The sequence below is a fragment of the Rhizobium sp. LARHSG275 genome (genome assembly GCF_052871115.1).
In genome coordinates this window covers 166,349-182,122 of record NZ_JBIXJN010000001.1, presented here as the reverse complement: position 1 = coordinate 182,122, position 15,774 = coordinate 166,349, and the positions used below count along the sequence as shown (strand labels likewise).

Genomic DNA, 15,774 nt, shown 5'->3' with positions numbered 1-15,774 from the left:
CGCTCCCCGCAAGGGTCGAGCGCCCTTTTTGCTTTGCAGCCCTTGCGCATACCGCCGCTTTCGTCTCGTCGTTTGACGGGGGAAGGGATTCCAGCGGCGGAGAAGCGAGGCCCCGTGAAGCGGATTAGTTAGAAAATACCGGCGAAGCAGACACGCCAGCCAAGCGGAGACGGCCGCACCTTTTTAGGCCGGGAAGGGGTTTCGCCACGCATCTAGTTGTTCAAGCCGTTCGTACCACGCCTGTATATGCCTGAACTCGGAAAGTGGAATCTCAGCAGAAGTCGCATAAGGAAGTGCAGCGGCCAATGCAAAATCTGCGATAGTCAGTGTCTTTCCGACCGCGACGATGTTCGTGGCCAAATGGTCGTCGAGCACGCGAGCATGGAGTCGGAAGCTCGTCTTCGCATCTTCGATCACGGCGACGTCAGGCTCTCCGCCGAACAACGGCTTGATCAAGGTTTCAAACCACAGTGTTGCCCCGTGCCGGGTGAAATGACTGGCGTCCCAGCTCAGCCACCGGAGGACGTCGATCTGCCGGTGGTCATGCGGCCAGAAATCCGAGGCGACTCTGTCAGACAACCGGCACATGATGGCATTCGCTTCCCACAAGGTTCCGCCATCATCCTGCAGCACAGGGACTTTCCCGTTCGGGTTAAGAGCCAGGAATTCAGTGGTGCGCTGTTCTCCGCTTGCCAGGTCAATCCTTATGAACTCCACGTCGGCTTTAAGAAAACGGGCAGCGGCGCAGGCCTTCCGAGGATTGAGCGTCTCGCAATAGTAAAGCTTCATCGCCGCCTTATTCATGGTCCGGCCTTTCGGATTCAGCCCCCAGAAAAACGCCAAGTCGCTCGAAGCTTTGCGACCAACCACCTTCATGACCCTCAAGTGACGATGCGCTTTCAAATCCACTTTGCCGAAACGTCATTTCCGTGCCTCCGTCGCTTTCCTTTAGCGCAATCGTGACCACCGTTTCCGGGCTCGTTTCGCCGGTTCCGATTTCCCAGGCATGTGTGAAGACAAGCCTGTGCGGAGGCTCGACCTCAAGGTATTTTCCGCTAACCCAGTGCTCCTCTCCATCTGGCGCTATCAGACAGGCGCGGTGTCTACCGCCGGGCCAAACTTCAAGCTGGTCGCCCACCGCCTTGAAACCGTGAGGACCGCTCCATTGCGCTAGCGCTTTCGGGTCGGTCCATGCCCTGAAAACGAGATCGCATGGGGCATTGAACCTTCGTACAAAAACCAGATCGCGAGCATTGTCAGTATCAGTCTTCGGATTTGTCATCTTCGTATCCTTGTACCTTGGACAAATAGCCATCGAGACGATCGAAGCTCTGATCCCAGAAGCGTCTATAATCGCCAATCCAATCAGAAATTTTCTTCAACGCGTCCGGCTGAAGTTCGCGGGGACGCGAAGTCGCTTCACGGCCGGAGCGGATCAATCCGGCCTGTTCCAGGACCTTGAGATGCTTTGAGATGGCAGGCTGAGACAACTCGAAGGGATCTGCGAGTTCGGCCACGGTCGCCTTGCCGTGAGCAAGCCGCCCAAGAATTGCTCTCCTCGTTGGATCTGAAAGTGCGGAGAAAATCGCATCGAGGCTGCTTTTCATATATCACCGTGTGGCTATATAACCGGATAGATATATCGCTTATCGCGACGTGTCAAGGCAATCTTGCGCGACCGTTTCCCTGCCAACAGGTGCCCATGCTGATGCTAGGGCGACTAGAGCGCCCTTTAAGAAAGGTTTCCCCTTTCCATTATGCGACCTCCGAAACGAGCTTTCGGCATGCCAGCCAAGATCACGGGAACGGTTCTTGCACGGTTACTAATATGTTTACTGTGGGGAGACCTAATGTCATGAAGTGGCGCACATCCGAAGAGTTTGCCCCTCTGATGCTCGTTGTGAGTGGGTCGGAAAAATACAAGCTTGTCGCAACCCTTTTCCAGGCTGCCGAAATGCTGACAGTTGGGTGGCCGATCGACGACGGAAAAGAATATCTTATAGCGATTAGGGCGTGCCGAAATGCAATTCATGGGGAAATTCCGGCTCAGGACGCGCGAGCAGCGCTTATCCGTGCCGCCGACGAAGCTGGCATTCCGGTGATCACCGTTCACTGAGTTTCGCAGCCGACGGTGAAATGAGTTCACGGGGCGGCGTCCTCTAGGAATGGCGCGATGCGGATCATGAGCCGGTTCGATGATCCGCATTTCGAAACGCGCGATCGTGATCGGCTGGACTTTGGCGATCCGGGCGCCGAGCCGGCCAAAGCGCGGGGCGAATATTTTCCGTCGGCTCTGTCGATTTTCGCATCAGCCGATCGTCCTTGTAATGATGTGCTGCGACCCGGTCGTGGCTTCAGCACGTCCTTGGCGCGTCTGAGACGCGCGGCAATAGAAGGAGGATATCGTTATGGATAATCAGCATCTGGTCCCCGCCGCAGTGCTTGCGGCCAAGAATGGCGTCCGGTTTCCCAATGAGAGCGAGGCGTATCGCAGCGCCCGCGACGCGCTGCTGGCCGAAGAGATCGAATTGCGCCGCCACATCGAGCGCGTGGCAAGACAGCGCCGGGCGCTGCCGCCGGGCGGCGAGGTGACGAAAGACTACCGCTTCCAAGGCAGCGATGGGCCGATCTCCTTTGCCGAGCTCTTCGCCGACAAGGATACGCTGATCGTCTACAGCTACATGTTCGGCCCGCAACGCGAGCGCCCGTGCCCGATGTGCACCTCGCTGCTGTCGGCCTGGGACGGCGAAGTGCCTGACATCCAGCAGCGCGCCGCCCTTGCTGTCGTCGCCCGCTCGCCGATCGAAAGGCTGCTGGCCTTCAAGAAGGAGCGCGGCTGGCATCATCTACCGCTTTATTCCGACATGACGGACGACTACAGCCGCGACTATCACGCAATCGGCAGGGATGGCAGCGATGACGCCGCCTTCAACGTATTCACGCGGCGCGACGGCACCATCCGCCATTTCTGGAGCCAGGAGATGGGCGGTGTGACGGCCGATCCCGGTGAGGATCCGCGCGGCGCGCCCGACCTGATGCCGCTCTGGACCGTGCTCGATGCGACGCCCGAAGGTCGGGCACCGGACTGGTATCCGAAGCTGGCTTATTAAGATCAGCCGCGTCTACGCCGTCAGCCGGTGGAGCGGTTTCTTGAGGCTTCGACCCATTCGATGCTGGTAACCGCGTCATCAGACAGCGGCGGCGGATCGATGTCGTAGACATAGCCGGAGAGCATGTCGGCGGCGCGTTCCGCCGCCTTGATCTTCGCCTCGGTTTCCGCGACCGCCTTGGAGATTGCTTCGATGCGGGCGCGGAACATGTGGGCGAGCACATCGCGGCCCGACTGCTTTTCCAGCCGTTCCAGATGCAGGCCGATGCGCGAGGCGTGGCGCTCCAGCTCGCTTTTGCTGAAACGCGCCTTTCGCAGTTCTTCGGAAAGACTGTCCTGCATGACGGCGACGGGATCGAAACTTCCGGGTGCGCGCTCGTCGAGCACTGCATCGGTGACGAGCTTCTCGATCATCACCAGCGCCTGCAATTCGGCCGCATCGGCGAATTCGACGTCGTAGCCGGTATCGTCGTAGACCTTGCGCCGGACCGGATCGAGAAGCAGCCCATACGCTTTCTGCAGATGGGCAAAGGCTTCCGAATCGCCACCCGAATCGGGGTGGGCGACCTTCGCCAGGCGCCGATAGGCGGCCTTCAGCTGCGCCTCGTCCGCATCGCGTTCAACGCCGAGAATATCGTATGGATCCGTCACGCCTGCTCCCTTGCTCCCCGGCACGTTGCGGGCAGTCTAGGTCTTCTTCTGCATCAGAAGGGCGAAGTTTAGACCGAAACGAGGAATGACGTCCATGGCCCGAGAGGACGATGGTTTATGCACACGCTTCGCCAAATCCTCGATTGTTTAATGTTTTCAACTCGTTGTTCCAAGATCAGCCTGCAGTGACCGAAGCGAGATAACATCTGGCTTCGCCATCGATTTCCAGCACGGTTGCAGCCGCGTCGTCGATCAGCAGCGCATCGCCGGCCGCAAGCGCGCCGGTCTCGCCGTCGCGGCGGAATGACAATGCGCCGCGATGGCAAAGCAACAGGCATGTCGAGGGCGGCAGCGGCACGGTTTTGCTGCCATCGACGTCGATGCGGATCAGCGTATGGCTAAACCCGTCACGGCGCGTCATCACGTTGAGATCGGTGATCGTTCCGTCCTCGAGCCTGGCGGCGACCGGGATATCCGCCGGGAAGGCCAGCGGATCGCTTGCCGTTGTCAGCAGCACCGAAGATCTGCCTTCCACATCGAGCACCATGCCGTTGCCATTAAGGATCGCCAGCGTCCGGTCGATGCCGGGAAAGATCGAAAACGGGCCGTCTTCTGCGACCGTCGCCATGCTGATGCGCCAGTCGAAGTCGTTGATCGACGCGTCAGGTGGAAAGACGGCGATCTCCACCGTCTCTCCCTTGCCGTTTTTCCAGGGCATGCGTTTGTGATCGCCGGCGCGCAGGATCCTCACGGGGCTCAGTTCCCGAGAATGCCGGGCAAGCGCAAGCCCTTTTCCTTGGCGCAGTCGATGGCGATCTCGTAACCGGCATCGGCGTGGCGCATGACGCCGGTCGCCGGATCGTTCCAGAGCACGCGCTCGAGACGTCTTGCGGCATCATCCGTGCCATCGGCGCAGATGACCATGCCGGAATGCTGCGAGAAGCCCATGCCGACGCCGCCGCCGTGATGCAGCGACACCCAGGTGGCACCCGATGCCGTGTTGAGCAGGGCATTGAGCAGCGGCCAGTCGGAAACGGCGTCAGAACCGTCCTTCATCGCTTCAGTCTCGCGGTTCGGCGAGGCGACGGAGCCGGAGTCCAGATGGTCGCGGCCGATGACGATCGGGGCGGAGAGTTCGCCTGTTCTCACCATCTCGTTGAAGGCGAGGCCGAGTTTGTGGCGGTCGCCGAGACCTACCCAGCAGATGCGTGCCGGCAGGCCCTGGAAGGCGATGCGCTCCCTGGCCATGTCGAGCCAGTTGTGCAGGTGCTTGTTGTCAGGCAGCAGTTCCTTCACCTTGGCATCGGTCTTGTAGATATCCTCCGGATCGCCGGAAAGGGCCGCCCAGCGGAAGGGGCCGATGCCGCGGCAAAACAGCGGGCGGATATAGGCCGGCACGAAGCCCGGGAAGGCGAAGGCGTTTTCGAGGCCTTCGTCCTTGGCGACCTGGCGGATGTTGTTGCCGTAGTCGAGTGTCGGCACGCCGGCGTTCCAGAAGGCGATCATCGCTTCGACATGCTCGCGCATCGAGGCGCGCGCCGCTTTTTCCACCGCCTTCGGATCACTTTCGCGCTTTGCCTTCCACTCACCCATCGTCCAGCCTTTCGGCAGGTAGCCGTTGATCGGGTCGTGGGCCGAGGTCTGGTCGGTGACGATATCGGGGCGGATGCCGCGACGGACCATCTCCGGCAGGATTTCGGCAGCATTGCCGAGGAGGCCGACGGACTTTGCCTCGCCGGCCTTGGTCCAGCGGTCGATCATCTCAAGCGCTTCATCCAGCGTCTCCGCCTTGGCGTCGACATAGCGGGTGCGCAGGCGGAAATCGATCGAATCGGGATTGCATTCAACGGCCAGGCAGCAGGCGCCGGCCATGACGGCGGCGAGCGGCTGGGCGCCGCCCATGCCGCCGAGGCCGCCGGTCAGGATCCATTTGCCCTTGAGATTGCCGCCGTAATGCTGGCGGCCGGCCTCGACGAAGGTCTCGTAGGTGCCCTGCACGATGCCCTGCGTGCCGATATAGATCCACGAGCCGGCCGTCATCTGGCCGTACATGGCAAGGCCCTTCTTATCCAGTTCGTTGAAATGATCCCAGGTCGCCCAGTGCGGCACGAGGTTGGAGTTGGCGATCAGCACCCGCGGCGCATCCTTGTGGGTGCGGAAGACGCCGACCGGCTTGCCGGACTGCACGACTAGCGTTTCTTCTTCCGTCAGCGTCTTCAGCGTCGCGACAATGCGGTCGAAATCCTCCCAGGTGCGGGCGGCGCGGCCGATGCCGCCATAAACGACGAGTTCGTTCGGATTTTCGGCAACGTCAGGGTCGAGATTGTTCATCAGCATGCGCAGCGGCGCTTCGGTCATCCAGCTCTTGGCATTGAGATCGTTGCCGCGGGGTGCGCGGATTTCGCGGATATTGTGGCGTGGATTGTTCATGGCGGTTCCCCTGTTCTCAGGTTTCGGGCGTCAGCGTTTCAGGTCGGGCGCGATCTGTTCGATGCGCACCAGAATGTTTTTGAGATGGACGCGGAGTCTGTCTGCTTTGGCGGCATCGTAGGCGAAGGGCGCCGCCTCGGTCTGGAGATGCGTCGATTGCGCAAGCTCCATCTGGATCGCGTGCACACCGGTATCGGGCTGACCATAGTGGCGTGTCGTCCAGCCGCCCTTGAAACGACCGTTGAGCACACTGTCGTAACCTTCGGCGGCTTCGACGACGGTGAGCGTCGCCTGCTCGATGGCGCTGTCGCACGTTTTGCCCATGTCGGTGCCGATATTGAAATCCGGCAACTTGCCTTCGAAGAGGAAGGGAATGTGGGAGCGGATCGAGTGGCAGTCGTAGAGAATTGCGGCGCCATGGATTGCTCTCACGCGCTCGATCTCGGCGGCAAGTGCCGCATGATAGGGGGCATGAAAGTCCCGCAGCCGCGCCGCGACGTCAGCTTCGTCAGGCGCCTGCCCATCCCTCCAGATCGCCTTGCCGTCGAAATCCGTCTGGGGAATAAGGCCGGTGGTGTTTTGGCCGGGATAGAGGCTGACGCCGGCCGGATCGCGATTGGCGTCGATCACATAGCGGTGGAAGGTGGCGCGCACGGTCGTGACATTGTCGAGCAGCCCGTCATAGAGCTCATGGATGTGCCAGTCGGTGTCGGCCAGCATCCTGCCGTTGTCGTTGAGGCGGTCGGCAATCTCAGCCGGCACGTTGGTGCCGGTATGGGGGAAACCGAGGATGATGGGGGAGGTGCCCCGATGGATTTCGTATGGTGCGGTCATGGCAAAAACCCCTCCCCAACCCCTCCCCACAACGGGGAGGGGCTAGAGCCAGCCGCACGCTCTGCGTTCAAGATTGAATGCAGCCGGGGCCGCAGGTTAAGCCCCTCCCCCTTGTGGGGAGGGGTTGGGGAGGGGACTTTTTCCATCATCATCTCAACCTTCCAAAACCGGCAGAATGCCATCCGAAACGGCGGCGTTCAGCGCGCCCGTCGCCACCAGTTCGGCCGCCGCGGCGAGGTCATTGGCCATATAGCGGTCGACGTCGAGGCTCGGCACCTTGCTGCGGATTGCGGCGATCGCCTTCGAAAGTTCCGGGCTGGTCGATAGCGGCGCGCGCAGTTCGACGCCTTGGGCGGCGGTCAGCGCCTCGATGCCGATGATGCCGAACAGGTTCTCGGTCATGCCAAGCAGGCGGCGGGCACCATGGCAGGCCATGGAGACATGGTCTTCCTGGTTGGCCGATGTCGGCGTCGAATCGACCGAGGCCGGGTGCGACATCTGCTTGTTTTCCGACATCAGCGCCGCAGACGTGACCTCGGCGATCATCAGGCCGGAGTTCAAGCCCGGCTTCTTGGCGAGGAAGGCCGGCAGGCCGTAGGAAAGGGTCGGATCGACCAGCAGCGCGATGCGGCGCTGCGAAATCGCGCCGATCTCGCAGACGGCAAGTGCGATCTGGTCGGCGGCGAAGGCCACGGGTTCGGCGTGGAAATTGCCGCCGGAGACGACGGAATTGTCCGACAGCACCAGCGGATTGTCGGTGACCGCATTAGCCTCGATTTCAAGCGTGCGGGCAACCGAGCGCAGCAGATCGAGGCAGGCGCCGTCGACCTGCGGCTGGCAGCGAATGCAATAGGGATCCTGCACACGCTCGTCGCCCTCGATGTGGCTTTGGCGAATGATGGAGTTTTCGAGCAGGGCGCGAAGCGCGGCAGCCGTGTCGATCTGACCCTTATGGCCACGCAATGTGTGAATATCCGGATGAAAGGGCGCCGAAGAGCCCATGGCGGCATCGGTGGACATGGCGCCGGTGATGAGCGCTGCCTGTGCCGCACGATGGGCGCGGAAGAGGCCGGCAAGCGCCAGCGCCGTCGAGGTCTGGGTGCCGTTGATCAGCGCCAGGCCCTCCTTGGCGGCGAGCGCGACCGGTCTGAGGCCGGCCCTTTCGAGGGCTTGCGCGCCTGAGAGGCGTTCGCCGGCGAAGAAGGCTTCGGCCTCGCCCATCATCACCGCCGCCATATGGGCAAGGGGCGCAAGATCGCCGGAGGCGCCGACCGAGCCCTTTTCCGGGATCAGCGGAATGACGCCCTTATCCAGCATGCCTTCGATCAGCCGCACCAGCTCCAGCCGCACGCCGGAGGCGCCGCGCCCGAGCGAGACCAGTTTCAGCGCCATGATCAGCCGCACGATATTCTCAGGCAGTGGCGCGCCGACGCCGCAGCAATGCGACAGGATGAGATTGCGCTGCAAGGTGGTCACATCGGCGCTGTCGATCTTGATCGAGGCGAGTTTGCCGAAGCCGGTATTGATACCGTAGACCGGCGCATTGCCGGCGGCGATCTCGGCGATGCGGGCAGCGGCTTTGGTGATCCCGGCATCGAAGGCGGGATCGAGCCTTGCCGGTGCGCCCGTCCAGTAGATGGTTTCCAAATCTTTGAGCGAGACGGAGCCCGAGTGGAGCGTGATGGTCATCGACCGTTCCTTTCGCCCTTGAAGACGCGTGTGTGAAGCGGATTGAAGCCGATGCGGTAGACGAGCTCGGCGAGGCTTTCGATATTCCATATGGCGAGATCGGCGAATTTGCCGGGTTCGAGCGTTCCCGTCTTGTCGAGCAGGCCGAGGGCGCGGGCGCCTTCGCGGGTGGCGCCGGCGATGCATTCCTCGACGGTGAGGCCGAAAAGCGTGGCCGACATGTTCATGGTGAGCAGCATCGAGGTGAGCGGCGAGGTGCCGGGATTGCAATCGGTGGCGATCGCAATCGGCACACCTGCCCGCCGCAACGCCTCTACCGGCGGCTTCTGCTTCTCATGGATAGCGTAGAAGGCGCCGGGCAGCAGCACGGCAACGGTGCCGGCTGCAGCCATCGCCGCAACGCCATCTTCGTCGAGATATTCGAGATGATCGGCCGATAGCGCGCCGTATGACGCGGCGAGCTTGGCGCCACCAAGATTGGAGAGCTGCTCGGCATGCAGCTTGACCGGTAGGCCGAGCGCCTTCGCCTTGTCGAAGACGCGGGCGATCTCAGTCGTGGAAAAGGCGATGCCCTCGCAGAAGCCGTCGACCGCATCGGCAAGACCGAGATTGTGCATGTCGTCGAGACCGGGCAGGACGACATCATCGAGATAATCGCCGTTGCGACCCTTATATTCCACGGGCGTCGCATGGGCGCCGAGATAGCTGGTGGCGACGCGGACCGGTCTGATATGGCCGAGCAGGCGGGCACTCTGCAGCATCTTCACTTCGCCAGTTCGGTTCAGCCCGTAACCGGACTTGACCTCGATCGTCGTGACACCTTCGGCAAGCAGCGTGTCGAGCCGCGGCAGAGCCTCGGCGACGAGCTCTTCGACCGACAGCGCGTTGGTCGCCTTTACCGAGGAGACGATGCCGCCGCCGGCGCGTGCGACCTCCTCATAGGTGGCGCCTGCAAGCCGCATTTCGAACTCGCGGGCGCGGTTGCCGCCGTGGACGATATGGGTGTGGCAGTCGACGAGGCCGGGCGTTACCCAGCGGCCTTCGAGATCGACGATTTCGGAGTGTTCGATGGCCGATGCCGGCAGGTCGCTTTCGGCGCCGGCAAAGGCGATGCGGCCGTTTTCGATCAGCACGGCGCCCTTTTCGACGATGCCGAGTCTTTGTTTGCCAGGCGCCAGCGTGGCCAGCCGCGCATTGCGCCAAAGAACTGGGCGACCTTCTGCGGACGAGGTTTCCTCTGAAAAATTGTTCCCGGTCATCAGCTTTGCGCCTTTCCTTATGCCGATAACATGTATATACATAATCGGCGGGTGACAAGAGAAATTTTGCGCGCTTTTCTGGAAAAGAAAGATCGGCGACGCGGCAAAAGGAGAGGGAAGGCCATGACCACACTTCACGCAGGCACGGCGCTGACGCCGCAAGGCTGGCAGAAAGATGTGCGGCTGACGCTTGAAGCCGGGCGCATCGCGCGGGTCGAAATCGGGACTTCTCCGGGACCGGGCGATGAATGCCACGCTCTCCTCGTTCCCGCCATGGCGAACCTGCACAGCCATGCCTTCCAGCGGGCGATGGCCGGCCTTGCCGAAGTGCGCGGCCCGGCCAATGACAGCTTCTGGAGCTGGCGCACGGTCATGTACAAGTTTGCCCTGGCGATGACGCCCGAGCATGTCGAAGCGGTCGCGGCCAAGCTTTATGCGGAAATGCTGGAGGCCGGGTTTTCGCGCGTCGGCGAGTTCCACTATCTTCACCATGACAGGGACGGCAGCACTTACGCCAATATCGCCGAGCTTGCCGAACGCATCGGCGCGGCAAGCGAAGAGACCGGTATCGGCCTGACGTTGCTGCCGGTCTTCTATGCTCATTCCGGCTTCGGCGGAGCTGCCCCCATCGATGGTCAGCGGCGTTTCATCAATTCGCTCGAAAGCTTCGAAAGGCTGATGGAGGGATGCCGGGCAGTCACTGGCCGGCTCGACGGCGCCGAGCTCGGGCTGGCGCCGCACAGCCTGCGCGCGGCGACACCGGACGAGCTTATAAAGCTCGTGCCGATGGCCGGCGACGGTCCCATCCATATCCATGTCGCCGAGCAGGTGAAGGAGGTCGAGGACTGCGTCGCCTGGTCCGGCGCGCGGCCTGTGGAATGGCTGCTCGATCATGCGCCTGTGGATGAGCGCTGGTGCCTGATCCATGCAACGCACATGACCGAGGACGAAACGCGGCGGATGGCGAAAAGCGGTGCGATCGCTGGCCTCTGCCCGATCACCGAAGCCAATCTCGGCGACGGTGCCTTTGCCGCGCCGTTTTTCCTCGAAGACGGCGGGCTTTACGGCATCGGCTCGGATTCCAACGTGCTGATCTCCGTGCCGGAGGAACTGCGCCAGCTCGAATATTCGCAGCGCCTGGCGCTTCGCGCTCGCAACGTCGTGGCTGCACCCGGTGGTTCGACGGCGCTTTCGCTGTTCACACATGCACTGGCCGGTGGTGGCGCCGCGCTAAAGGCGCCGGCCGGGCTCGCCGTGGGCCATTCCGCCGATATCGTTTCGCTCGATACGACGGCCGTTCCTTATCTCGCAGGCGACCAGATCCTCGACCATTGGGTGTTTGCCGGCGGCGTCGCCGTCGATTGCGTCTGGGCGCATGGCCGCAAGCAAGTGGAGGGTGGACGCCATCTCAGGCGCGATGCAATCGACCGGCGTTTCCTGGCGGTCATGAGCGAATTGCTGAGCGCCTGAGAAAGAGCTTTTCCTGTCCGGCCGTTCGAATTAGAGCAATTCCAGCAAAAATGTGTAGTGGTCTTTCGTCTGGATTTTAGTAAAAACAAAGAGATAACGGGAGACCAGTCGGAACGTGGCGATGAACCAAAGCAGGGATCCCACCTTGCATCAGCGCATCCTCAGCGACATCGAGGGCCGTATCGTCTCGGGCGATTGGCCGCCGGGGTACCGCATTCCCTTCGAAGTCGATCTCGCCATGCAGTATGACTGCTCGCGCATGACGGTGAACAAGGTGCTGACCCAGCTCGCAAAGGCCGGCCTGATCGAGCGCCGCAAGAAGTCCGGCAGCTTCGTCACCCAGCCGAAGGCGCAATCGGCTGTTCTCGAAATCCACGACATCAAGGCCGAGGTGCAGTCGCTGAACCTGCCCTATTCCTATGCGGTATCGAAGAAGACGAGCCGTAAGGCCAAGGCGGAAGACAGCCGAAGGCTGGAACTGCCGGTGGCGTCCTCTGTCGTCGAGGTCGTCTGCATCCACAATGCCGGCATGCGGCCCTTTTGCCTGGAGGAGCGGCTGATCAGCCTTGCGACGGTGCCGGAGGCCGCCAATGCCGATTTCCTGACGATGGCGCCGGGGCCATGGTTGCTCAACCAGGTGCCGTGGAGCACGGCCGAACACCGGATCCACGCCGTCTCCGCCAATGCAGAAGTGGCAGCCGTCCTCGACATAGCGCGCAATACCGCCTGCCTCGTCGTCGAACGCCGCACCTGGAGCGGCGCCGGCCCGGTGACGCATGTGCGTTTCACCTATCCGGGCGATCGTCATGCATTGGTGGCGCGTTTCACGCCAGCATCACAATAAGCGCCCATGTTCCATATACAACGTGAGCAGTGTTTTCATTCCTCGAACATCTTGCCGCTGCGCGCTTCCAGCCGGTAGCGGTGGCCAGGATAGACGAGGCGAGCGGTCGAGACCACCTGCTTTGCCGACCAGGTACGCCGGCGGATCGTCAGGCACGGTTCGGTCTTCATGATGGTCAGCAGCTTGCATTCCCAGGCCTGTGGCATCGCCGCTTCGACAACGTGCTCGGAGCCGCTGAGCGGGGCTGCGGCCGTCAGATAAGCGTTCGGCGTCAGCGTCGAAAAATCCTGGTCGAGATATTCAGGGGCGGCCTCCGGATGGACGAAACGGTCCTCGATCTGCACTGGAACACCGTTTTCGCTGTGGACGATCAGCGAGTGGAAAACCGCAGCACCGATCGGCAGTTCGAGCGCGTCGGCAATCTCCGGAGAGGCGGTTTCCTGGGCGAGAACAATGACGGAGGCCTCATGGGTATGACCGCGTTCGGCAATTTCCTCGGCGATGTTGCGGACCTCGAACAGCGCCGAATAGCCCTTGCGCTCGGCAACGAAGGAGCCGACGCCCTGGATGCGGATGAGTTCGCCCTCGTTGGCAAGTTCGCGCAGCGCCCGGTTGGCAGTCATCTTGCTGACGCCGAGCTCGACGACCAGTTCGTTTTCCGAGGGCACGCGATATTTCGGCGGCCACTCGCCGCTGTGGATGCGGTCGAGGATCACCTGCTTGACGCCGGCATAGAGCGGGGTGCTATCATTCTGCGCCAGTTCGCGCTTCATCTCGCCGGGACGCTTCATTGCCTATTCCTTTTGCACAAATGGAATTCGCCACATAATTCGACTTTCCCCTTGCATATCACAAAATATCTCATATGGTACCATATACAACCTCCCAATCGGTCCTTGAAACAGAAATAGGACAGGAAAGGGCAAGCCGGCGAAGATCGGCCGTGGTGCCGCAAGGTCTGTTTCAACTCCAGAGGAGAATTCACAAATGAAATTCAGCGCAATCCTGCTTTGTGGCGTGGCGGCTTTTTCCGCCTTCGCCGCGCCTGCCTTTTCCAAAGACTGGACGAAGGCGACCATCACACTCGAAGGCGCCTATGCGCCCTGGAATCTCACCAATGCCGACGGCACGCTCGGCGGCTTCGAACCGGAACTCGCCAAGGTGCTGTGCGAACGCGCCAAGATCGAATGCACGCTGGTCGCCTCCGATTGGGACGGCATGATCCCGGCGCTCAACGCCGGCAAGTTTGACGTCATCATGGATGCGCTGTCGATCACCGAGGAGCGCAAGCAGGTCATCGACTTCACCATTCCCTATGCCGCCACGCCTGCCGCCTTTGCCACCGCCAAGGACAGCCCGCTGGCAAAGGCCGCCGGCACCGGCACCACGATCAAGATGACGCCCGGCCAGACCGGCGTGAAGGAGATCGACGCGCTGAAGGCGGCCTTCAAGGGAAAGACGATCGGCATTCAGGCGGCGACCGTTTACGCCAAGTTCGTCTATGACAATTTCGGCGATATTGCCGAGATCCGCGAATACAAGACCGGTGCCGACCGCGACCTCGACCTGCAGAACGGCCGCATCGACCTCGGCTTCGATGACGCCGTCTATTTCGCCAATGCCTTTGCGTCCGCCAACGGCGCACTCGACTTCACCGGCCCCGAGATCGCCGGTTCGATCTGGGGCGAGGGCGAAGGCCTGGGTGTCCGCAAGGCGGATACGGACCTGCGCGACAAGTTCAGCGAAGCAATCAAGTCCGCACTTGCCGACGGCACCGTCAAGAACCTCTCGATGAAGTGGTTCAAGGTCGACGTCAGCCCGCAATAAGCATTTCGGCCTTTCGGCCGCAAACGCCGGTCTCCGGCTTTATCGCCGGAGACCGCATGCTCGAACAGGATGATTTTTGGCCCGGTCGGCCTAAAACTGAATCCTGTTCTAAATAAAAGAGTTAGAGCATGATGTCGTCCGAAAACCGCTGGTACTTTTCGGCATCATGCTCTGGTGTCAATCCGCAAAACACTGCCACGGACGGGGAACGGACGATATGGCAAGCTTGGAACTTCTCGGCTTCGGCTCGACCGGATGGGGCGCGCTGCTCGTTGCCGCCGCCTTGATGACGCTGGCTGTCACGGCGACGGCACTGGCGATCGGCGCGGTGCTGGGCGCGATCGTCGCGGCCGCGAAACTCTCCGGCAATCTTGTCCTTGTCGCGCTCGGCAATGTCTACACGACCGTGTTTCGCGGCGTGCCGGAACTGCTGATCATCTATCTCATCTATTTCGGCGGTTCGTCGGCCGTCACCTCGATCGGCCAGTCGTTGGGTTACGAAGGATTCCTCGGTTTGCCTTCCTTTGTCGCCGGCGCGCTAGCCGTCGGCATCATCTCCGGCGCCTACCAGGCGGAGGTGTTTCGCGGCTCTTTTCTTGCCATCTCCAAGGGCGAGCTTGAGGCCGCCTCGGCGATCGGCATGCATCGCGGCATGCGCCTTCGCCGCATCATCATGCCGCAGGTGTTTCGCCTCGCCATTCCCGGCCTCGGTAACGTCTGGCAGCTCAGTCTCAAGGATTCGGCGCTGATCTCCGTCACCGGTCTTGCCGAACTGATGCGCACCAGCCAGGTGGCGGCGGGCTCGACCCGGCAATATTTCCTGTTCTTCATCGCCGGCGGCTGCCTCTATCTCATCCTGACCAGCCTTTCGGACCGCATCTTCAACGGGGCGGAGCGCCGCGCCAATCGCAGCATGCCGGCATCCGCCATGGGCCAGGCGTAAGGAGGCGACAATGGATTTCACCTTCATCGCCTCGACCATGGTCACCCTGCTCAAGGCCGTGCCGACGACGCTCATCCTGTTTTCCCTGTCGATCGTCTCCGGCGGCCTGCTGGCGCTTGTCATCGTCTGGATGCGGACCAGCGGCAATAGAGTGCTTTCGGGCTTCGCCAAAGGCTATATCTTCGTCTTCCGCGGCTCGCCGCTTTTGATCCAGATGTTCCTGGTATTCTACGGCCTCGGCCAGTTCGGCTTCATCCGCTATTCCTTCCTCTGGCCGTTCCTGCGTGAGCCGATGGTCTGCGCCGTGCTGTCGCTGGCGCTCTGCACGGCCGGCTACACGGCGGAGATCTTCCGTGGCGGCATTCGTGCCGTCTCGCCGAAGGAGATCGAGGCGGCGCGCTCGATCGGCATGTCCGGCTTCCTGCTGGTGCGCCGTATCCTGGCGCCGATCGCCTTCCGCCACGCGCTGCCGGCCTATTCCACCGAGATCGTGCTGATGATGAAGTCGACGGCGCTCGCAAGCCTCGTCACCGTCTGGGAGGTCACCGGCGTGGCCCAGCGGCTGATCTCGCAGACCTACCGCACAATGGAAGTCTTTCTCTGTGCGGCGATCATCTATCTCGTCCTCAACTTCATCATCCTGCAGGGCATGGCTCTGCTCGAATATTCGCTGTCCCGACATCGCCGCGCGGCCCCGCAGCCGCTGAAAGCGTAGTAG

The 15,774-nt window shown here is 61.7% G+C and carries 18 protein-coding genes; 8 read left to right on the top strand and 10 right to left on the bottom strand.

Annotated features, from left to right (window positions below; all coding sequences use genetic code 11):
* Nucleotides 1-183: 183 nt before the first annotated feature.
* From ACIPSK_RS00885 to ACIPSK_RS00875, 3 genes are read right to left on the bottom strand one after another with little or no spacing between them, the layout of a single operon-like run.
* Nucleotides 184-804 (bottom strand): glutathione S-transferase family protein, encoded by a 621-nt coding sequence (locus ACIPSK_RS00885; protein WP_170256493.1) that lies wholly within the window; start codon nucleotides 802-804, stop codon nucleotides 184-186.
* Nucleotides 797-1,282, bottom strand: a complete 486-nt coding sequence (locus tag ACIPSK_RS00880; RefSeq protein ID WP_017968254.1) for an SRPBCC family protein — start codon at nucleotides 1,280-1,282, stop codon at nucleotides 797-799. The genes ACIPSK_RS00885 and ACIPSK_RS00880 overlap by 8 nt, the downstream gene beginning before the upstream one ends.
* Nucleotides 1,263-1,607, bottom strand: a complete 345-nt coding sequence (locus ACIPSK_RS00875; RefSeq protein ID WP_162115221.1) for an ArsR/SmtB family transcription factor — start codon at nucleotides 1,605-1,607, stop codon at nucleotides 1,263-1,265. Before ACIPSK_RS00875 ends, ACIPSK_RS00880 begins: the two co-directional genes overlap by 20 nt.
* 248 nt (nucleotides 1,608-1,855) lie before the next feature.
* On the opposite strand from ACIPSK_RS00875, the gene ACIPSK_RS00870 reads away from it, so the two are divergent.
* The 3 genes from ACIPSK_RS00870 to ACIPSK_RS00860 are packed head-to-tail and all read left to right on the top strand — an operon-like array spanning nucleotide 1,856 to nucleotide 3,110.
* Nucleotides 1,856-2,116 carry a DUF982 domain-containing protein gene (locus ACIPSK_RS00870; RefSeq protein ID WP_162115222.1) on the top strand — a complete coding sequence of 87 codons (261 nt, stop codon included), beginning with the start codon at nucleotides 1,856-1,858 and terminating at the stop codon, nucleotides 2,114-2,116.
* A 57-nt stretch (nucleotides 2,117-2,173) separates the two neighbouring features.
* Nucleotides 2,174-2,416, top strand: coding sequence for a hypothetical protein (locus ACIPSK_RS00865; RefSeq protein WP_210254149.1), 243 nt, complete (start codon nucleotides 2,174-2,176; stop codon nucleotides 2,414-2,416).
* Nucleotides 2,409-3,110, top strand: a complete 702-nt coding sequence (locus tag ACIPSK_RS00860) for a DUF899 family protein (RefSeq protein ID WP_162115223.1) — start codon at nucleotides 2,409-2,411, stop codon at nucleotides 3,108-3,110. Before ACIPSK_RS00865 ends, ACIPSK_RS00860 begins: the two co-directional genes overlap by 8 nt.
* A gap of 20 nt (nucleotides 3,111-3,130) precedes the next feature.
* On the opposite strand, the gene ACIPSK_RS00855 is transcribed toward ACIPSK_RS00860, so the two are convergent.
* From ACIPSK_RS00855 to hutI, 6 genes are all read right to left on the bottom strand, one after another.
* A complete protein-coding gene (locus ACIPSK_RS00855; protein WP_026154580.1) occupies nucleotides 3,131-3,760 on the bottom strand; it encodes a J domain-containing protein in 630 nt (209 codons plus the stop codon).
* Between the two features lie 175 nt (nucleotides 3,761-3,935).
* Nucleotides 3,936-4,511, bottom strand: coding sequence for a HutD/Ves family protein (locus ACIPSK_RS00850; protein WP_162115224.1), 576 nt, complete (start codon nucleotides 4,509-4,511; stop codon nucleotides 3,936-3,938).
* A 5-nt stretch (nucleotides 4,512-4,516) separates the two neighbouring features.
* On the bottom strand, nucleotides 4,517-6,190 hold the full coding sequence (gene hutU / locus ACIPSK_RS00845) for a urocanate hydratase (RefSeq protein WP_018069840.1): 1,674 nt from the start codon (nucleotides 6,188-6,190) through the stop codon (nucleotides 4,517-4,519).
* Nucleotides 6,191-6,220: 30 nt separating this feature from the next.
* Entirely contained in the window at nucleotides 6,221-7,024 is an 804-nt protein-coding gene (hutG, locus tag ACIPSK_RS00840) for an N-formylglutamate deformylase (RefSeq protein ID WP_162115225.1), read from the bottom strand.
* A gap of 153 nt (nucleotides 7,025-7,177) precedes the next feature.
* On the bottom strand, nucleotides 7,178-8,713 hold the full coding sequence (gene hutH / locus ACIPSK_RS00835) for a histidine ammonia-lyase (RefSeq protein WP_162115226.1): 1,536 nt from the start codon (nucleotides 8,711-8,713) through the stop codon (nucleotides 7,178-7,180).
* Entirely contained in the window at nucleotides 8,710-9,972 is a 1,263-nt protein-coding gene (hutI, locus tag ACIPSK_RS00830) for an imidazolonepropionase (RefSeq protein WP_162115227.1), read from the bottom strand. The genes hutH and hutI overlap by 4 nt, the downstream gene beginning before the upstream one ends.
* 123 nt (nucleotides 9,973-10,095) lie before the next feature.
* On the opposite strand from hutI, the gene ACIPSK_RS00825 reads away from it, so the two are divergent.
* Together ACIPSK_RS00825 and hutC (ACIPSK_RS00820) are read left to right on the top strand one after the other, a co-directional pair.
* Nucleotides 10,096-11,442, top strand: a complete 1,347-nt coding sequence (locus ACIPSK_RS00825) for a formimidoylglutamate deiminase (RefSeq protein ID WP_162115228.1) — start codon at nucleotides 10,096-10,098, stop codon at nucleotides 11,440-11,442.
* Between the two features lie 121 nt (nucleotides 11,443-11,563).
* Nucleotides 11,564-12,286: a histidine utilization repressor gene (hutC, locus tag ACIPSK_RS00820; RefSeq protein WP_162115229.1), complete on the top strand. Its 723-nt coding sequence runs from the start codon at nucleotides 11,564-11,566 to the stop codon at nucleotides 12,284-12,286.
* Nucleotides 12,287-12,321: 35 nt separating this feature from the next.
* Here the strand turns inward: hutC (ACIPSK_RS00820) and hutC (ACIPSK_RS00815) are convergent, their stop codons facing one another.
* On the bottom strand, nucleotides 12,322-13,077 hold the full coding sequence (gene hutC, locus ACIPSK_RS00815; RefSeq protein ID WP_162115230.1) for a histidine utilization repressor: 756 nt from the start codon (nucleotides 13,075-13,077) through the stop codon (nucleotides 12,322-12,324).
* A 196-nt stretch (nucleotides 13,078-13,273) separates the two neighbouring features.
* Here hutC (ACIPSK_RS00815) and ACIPSK_RS00810 point away from each other — a divergent pair, with 196 nt between their 5' ends.
* The 3 genes from ACIPSK_RS00810 (at nucleotide 13,274) to ACIPSK_RS00800 (ending at nucleotide 15,771) form a co-directional block, all read left to right on the top strand.
* Nucleotides 13,274-14,113 (top strand): transporter substrate-binding domain-containing protein, encoded by an 840-nt coding sequence (locus ACIPSK_RS00810; protein ID WP_017968268.1) that lies wholly within the window; start codon nucleotides 13,274-13,276, stop codon nucleotides 14,111-14,113.
* 217 nt (nucleotides 14,114-14,330) lie between these two features.
* The gene (locus ACIPSK_RS00805; protein WP_162115231.1) at nucleotides 14,331-15,056 is read left to right on the top strand and encodes an ABC transporter permease; all 726 of its coding nucleotides are present in this window, start codon (nucleotides 14,331-14,333) and stop codon (nucleotides 15,054-15,056) included.
* Nucleotides 15,057-15,066: 10 nt separating this feature from the next.
* A complete protein-coding gene (locus ACIPSK_RS00800) occupies nucleotides 15,067-15,771 on the top strand; it encodes an ABC transporter permease (RefSeq protein ID WP_162115232.1) in 705 nt (234 codons plus the stop codon).
* Nucleotides 15,772-15,774: the final 3 nt, after the last annotated feature.

Excerpts from the sequence above, each read along its gene's own strand:
- ACIPSK_RS00885 (WP_170256493.1), bottom strand. The coding sequence starts at position 804 with ATGAATAAGGCGGCGATGAAGCTTTACTATTGCGAGACGCTCAATCCT.
- ACIPSK_RS00880 (WP_017968254.1), bottom strand. The coding sequence starts at position 1,282 with ATGACAAATCCGAAGACTGATACTGACAATGCTCGCGATCTGGTTTTT.
- ACIPSK_RS00875 (WP_162115221.1), bottom strand. The coding sequence starts at position 1,607 with ATGAAAAGCAGCCTCGATGCGATTTTCTCCGCACTTTCAGATCCAACG.
- ACIPSK_RS00870 (WP_162115222.1), top strand. The coding sequence starts at position 1,856 with ATGAAGTGGCGCACATCCGAAGAGTTTGCCCCTCTGATGCTCGTTGTG.
- ACIPSK_RS00865 (WP_210254149.1), top strand. The coding sequence starts at position 2,174 with ATGCGGATCATGAGCCGGTTCGATGATCCGCATTTCGAAACGCGCGAT.
- ACIPSK_RS00860 (WP_162115223.1), top strand. The coding sequence starts at position 2,409 with ATGGATAATCAGCATCTGGTCCCCGCCGCAGTGCTTGCGGCCAAGAAT.
- hutU (WP_018069840.1), bottom strand. The coding sequence starts at position 6,190 with ATGAACAATCCACGCCACAATATCCGCGAAATCCGCGCACCCCGCGGC.
- hutG (WP_162115225.1), bottom strand. The coding sequence starts at position 7,024 with ATGACCGCACCATACGAAATCCATCGGGGCACCTCCCCCATCATCCTC.
- hutH (WP_162115226.1), bottom strand. The coding sequence starts at position 8,713 with ATGACCATCACGCTCCACTCGGGCTCCGTCTCGCTCAAAGATTTGGAA.
- hutI (WP_162115227.1), bottom strand. The coding sequence starts at position 9,972 with ATGACCGGGAACAATTTTTCAGAGGAAACCTCGTCCGCAGAAGGTCGC.
- ACIPSK_RS00825 (WP_162115228.1), top strand. The coding sequence starts at position 10,096 with ATGACCACACTTCACGCAGGCACGGCGCTGACGCCGCAAGGCTGGCAG.
- hutC (WP_162115229.1), top strand. The coding sequence starts at position 11,564 with ATGAACCAAAGCAGGGATCCCACCTTGCATCAGCGCATCCTCAGCGAC.
- hutC (WP_162115230.1), bottom strand. The coding sequence starts at position 13,077 with ATGAAGCGTCCCGGCGAGATGAAGCGCGAACTGGCGCAGAATGATAGC.
- ACIPSK_RS00810 (WP_017968268.1), top strand. The coding sequence starts at position 13,274 with ATGAAATTCAGCGCAATCCTGCTTTGTGGCGTGGCGGCTTTTTCCGCC.
- ACIPSK_RS00805 (WP_162115231.1), top strand. The coding sequence starts at position 14,331 with ATGGCAAGCTTGGAACTTCTCGGCTTCGGCTCGACCGGATGGGGCGCG.
- ACIPSK_RS00800 (WP_162115232.1), top strand. The coding sequence starts at position 15,067 with ATGGATTTCACCTTCATCGCCTCGACCATGGTCACCCTGCTCAAGGCC.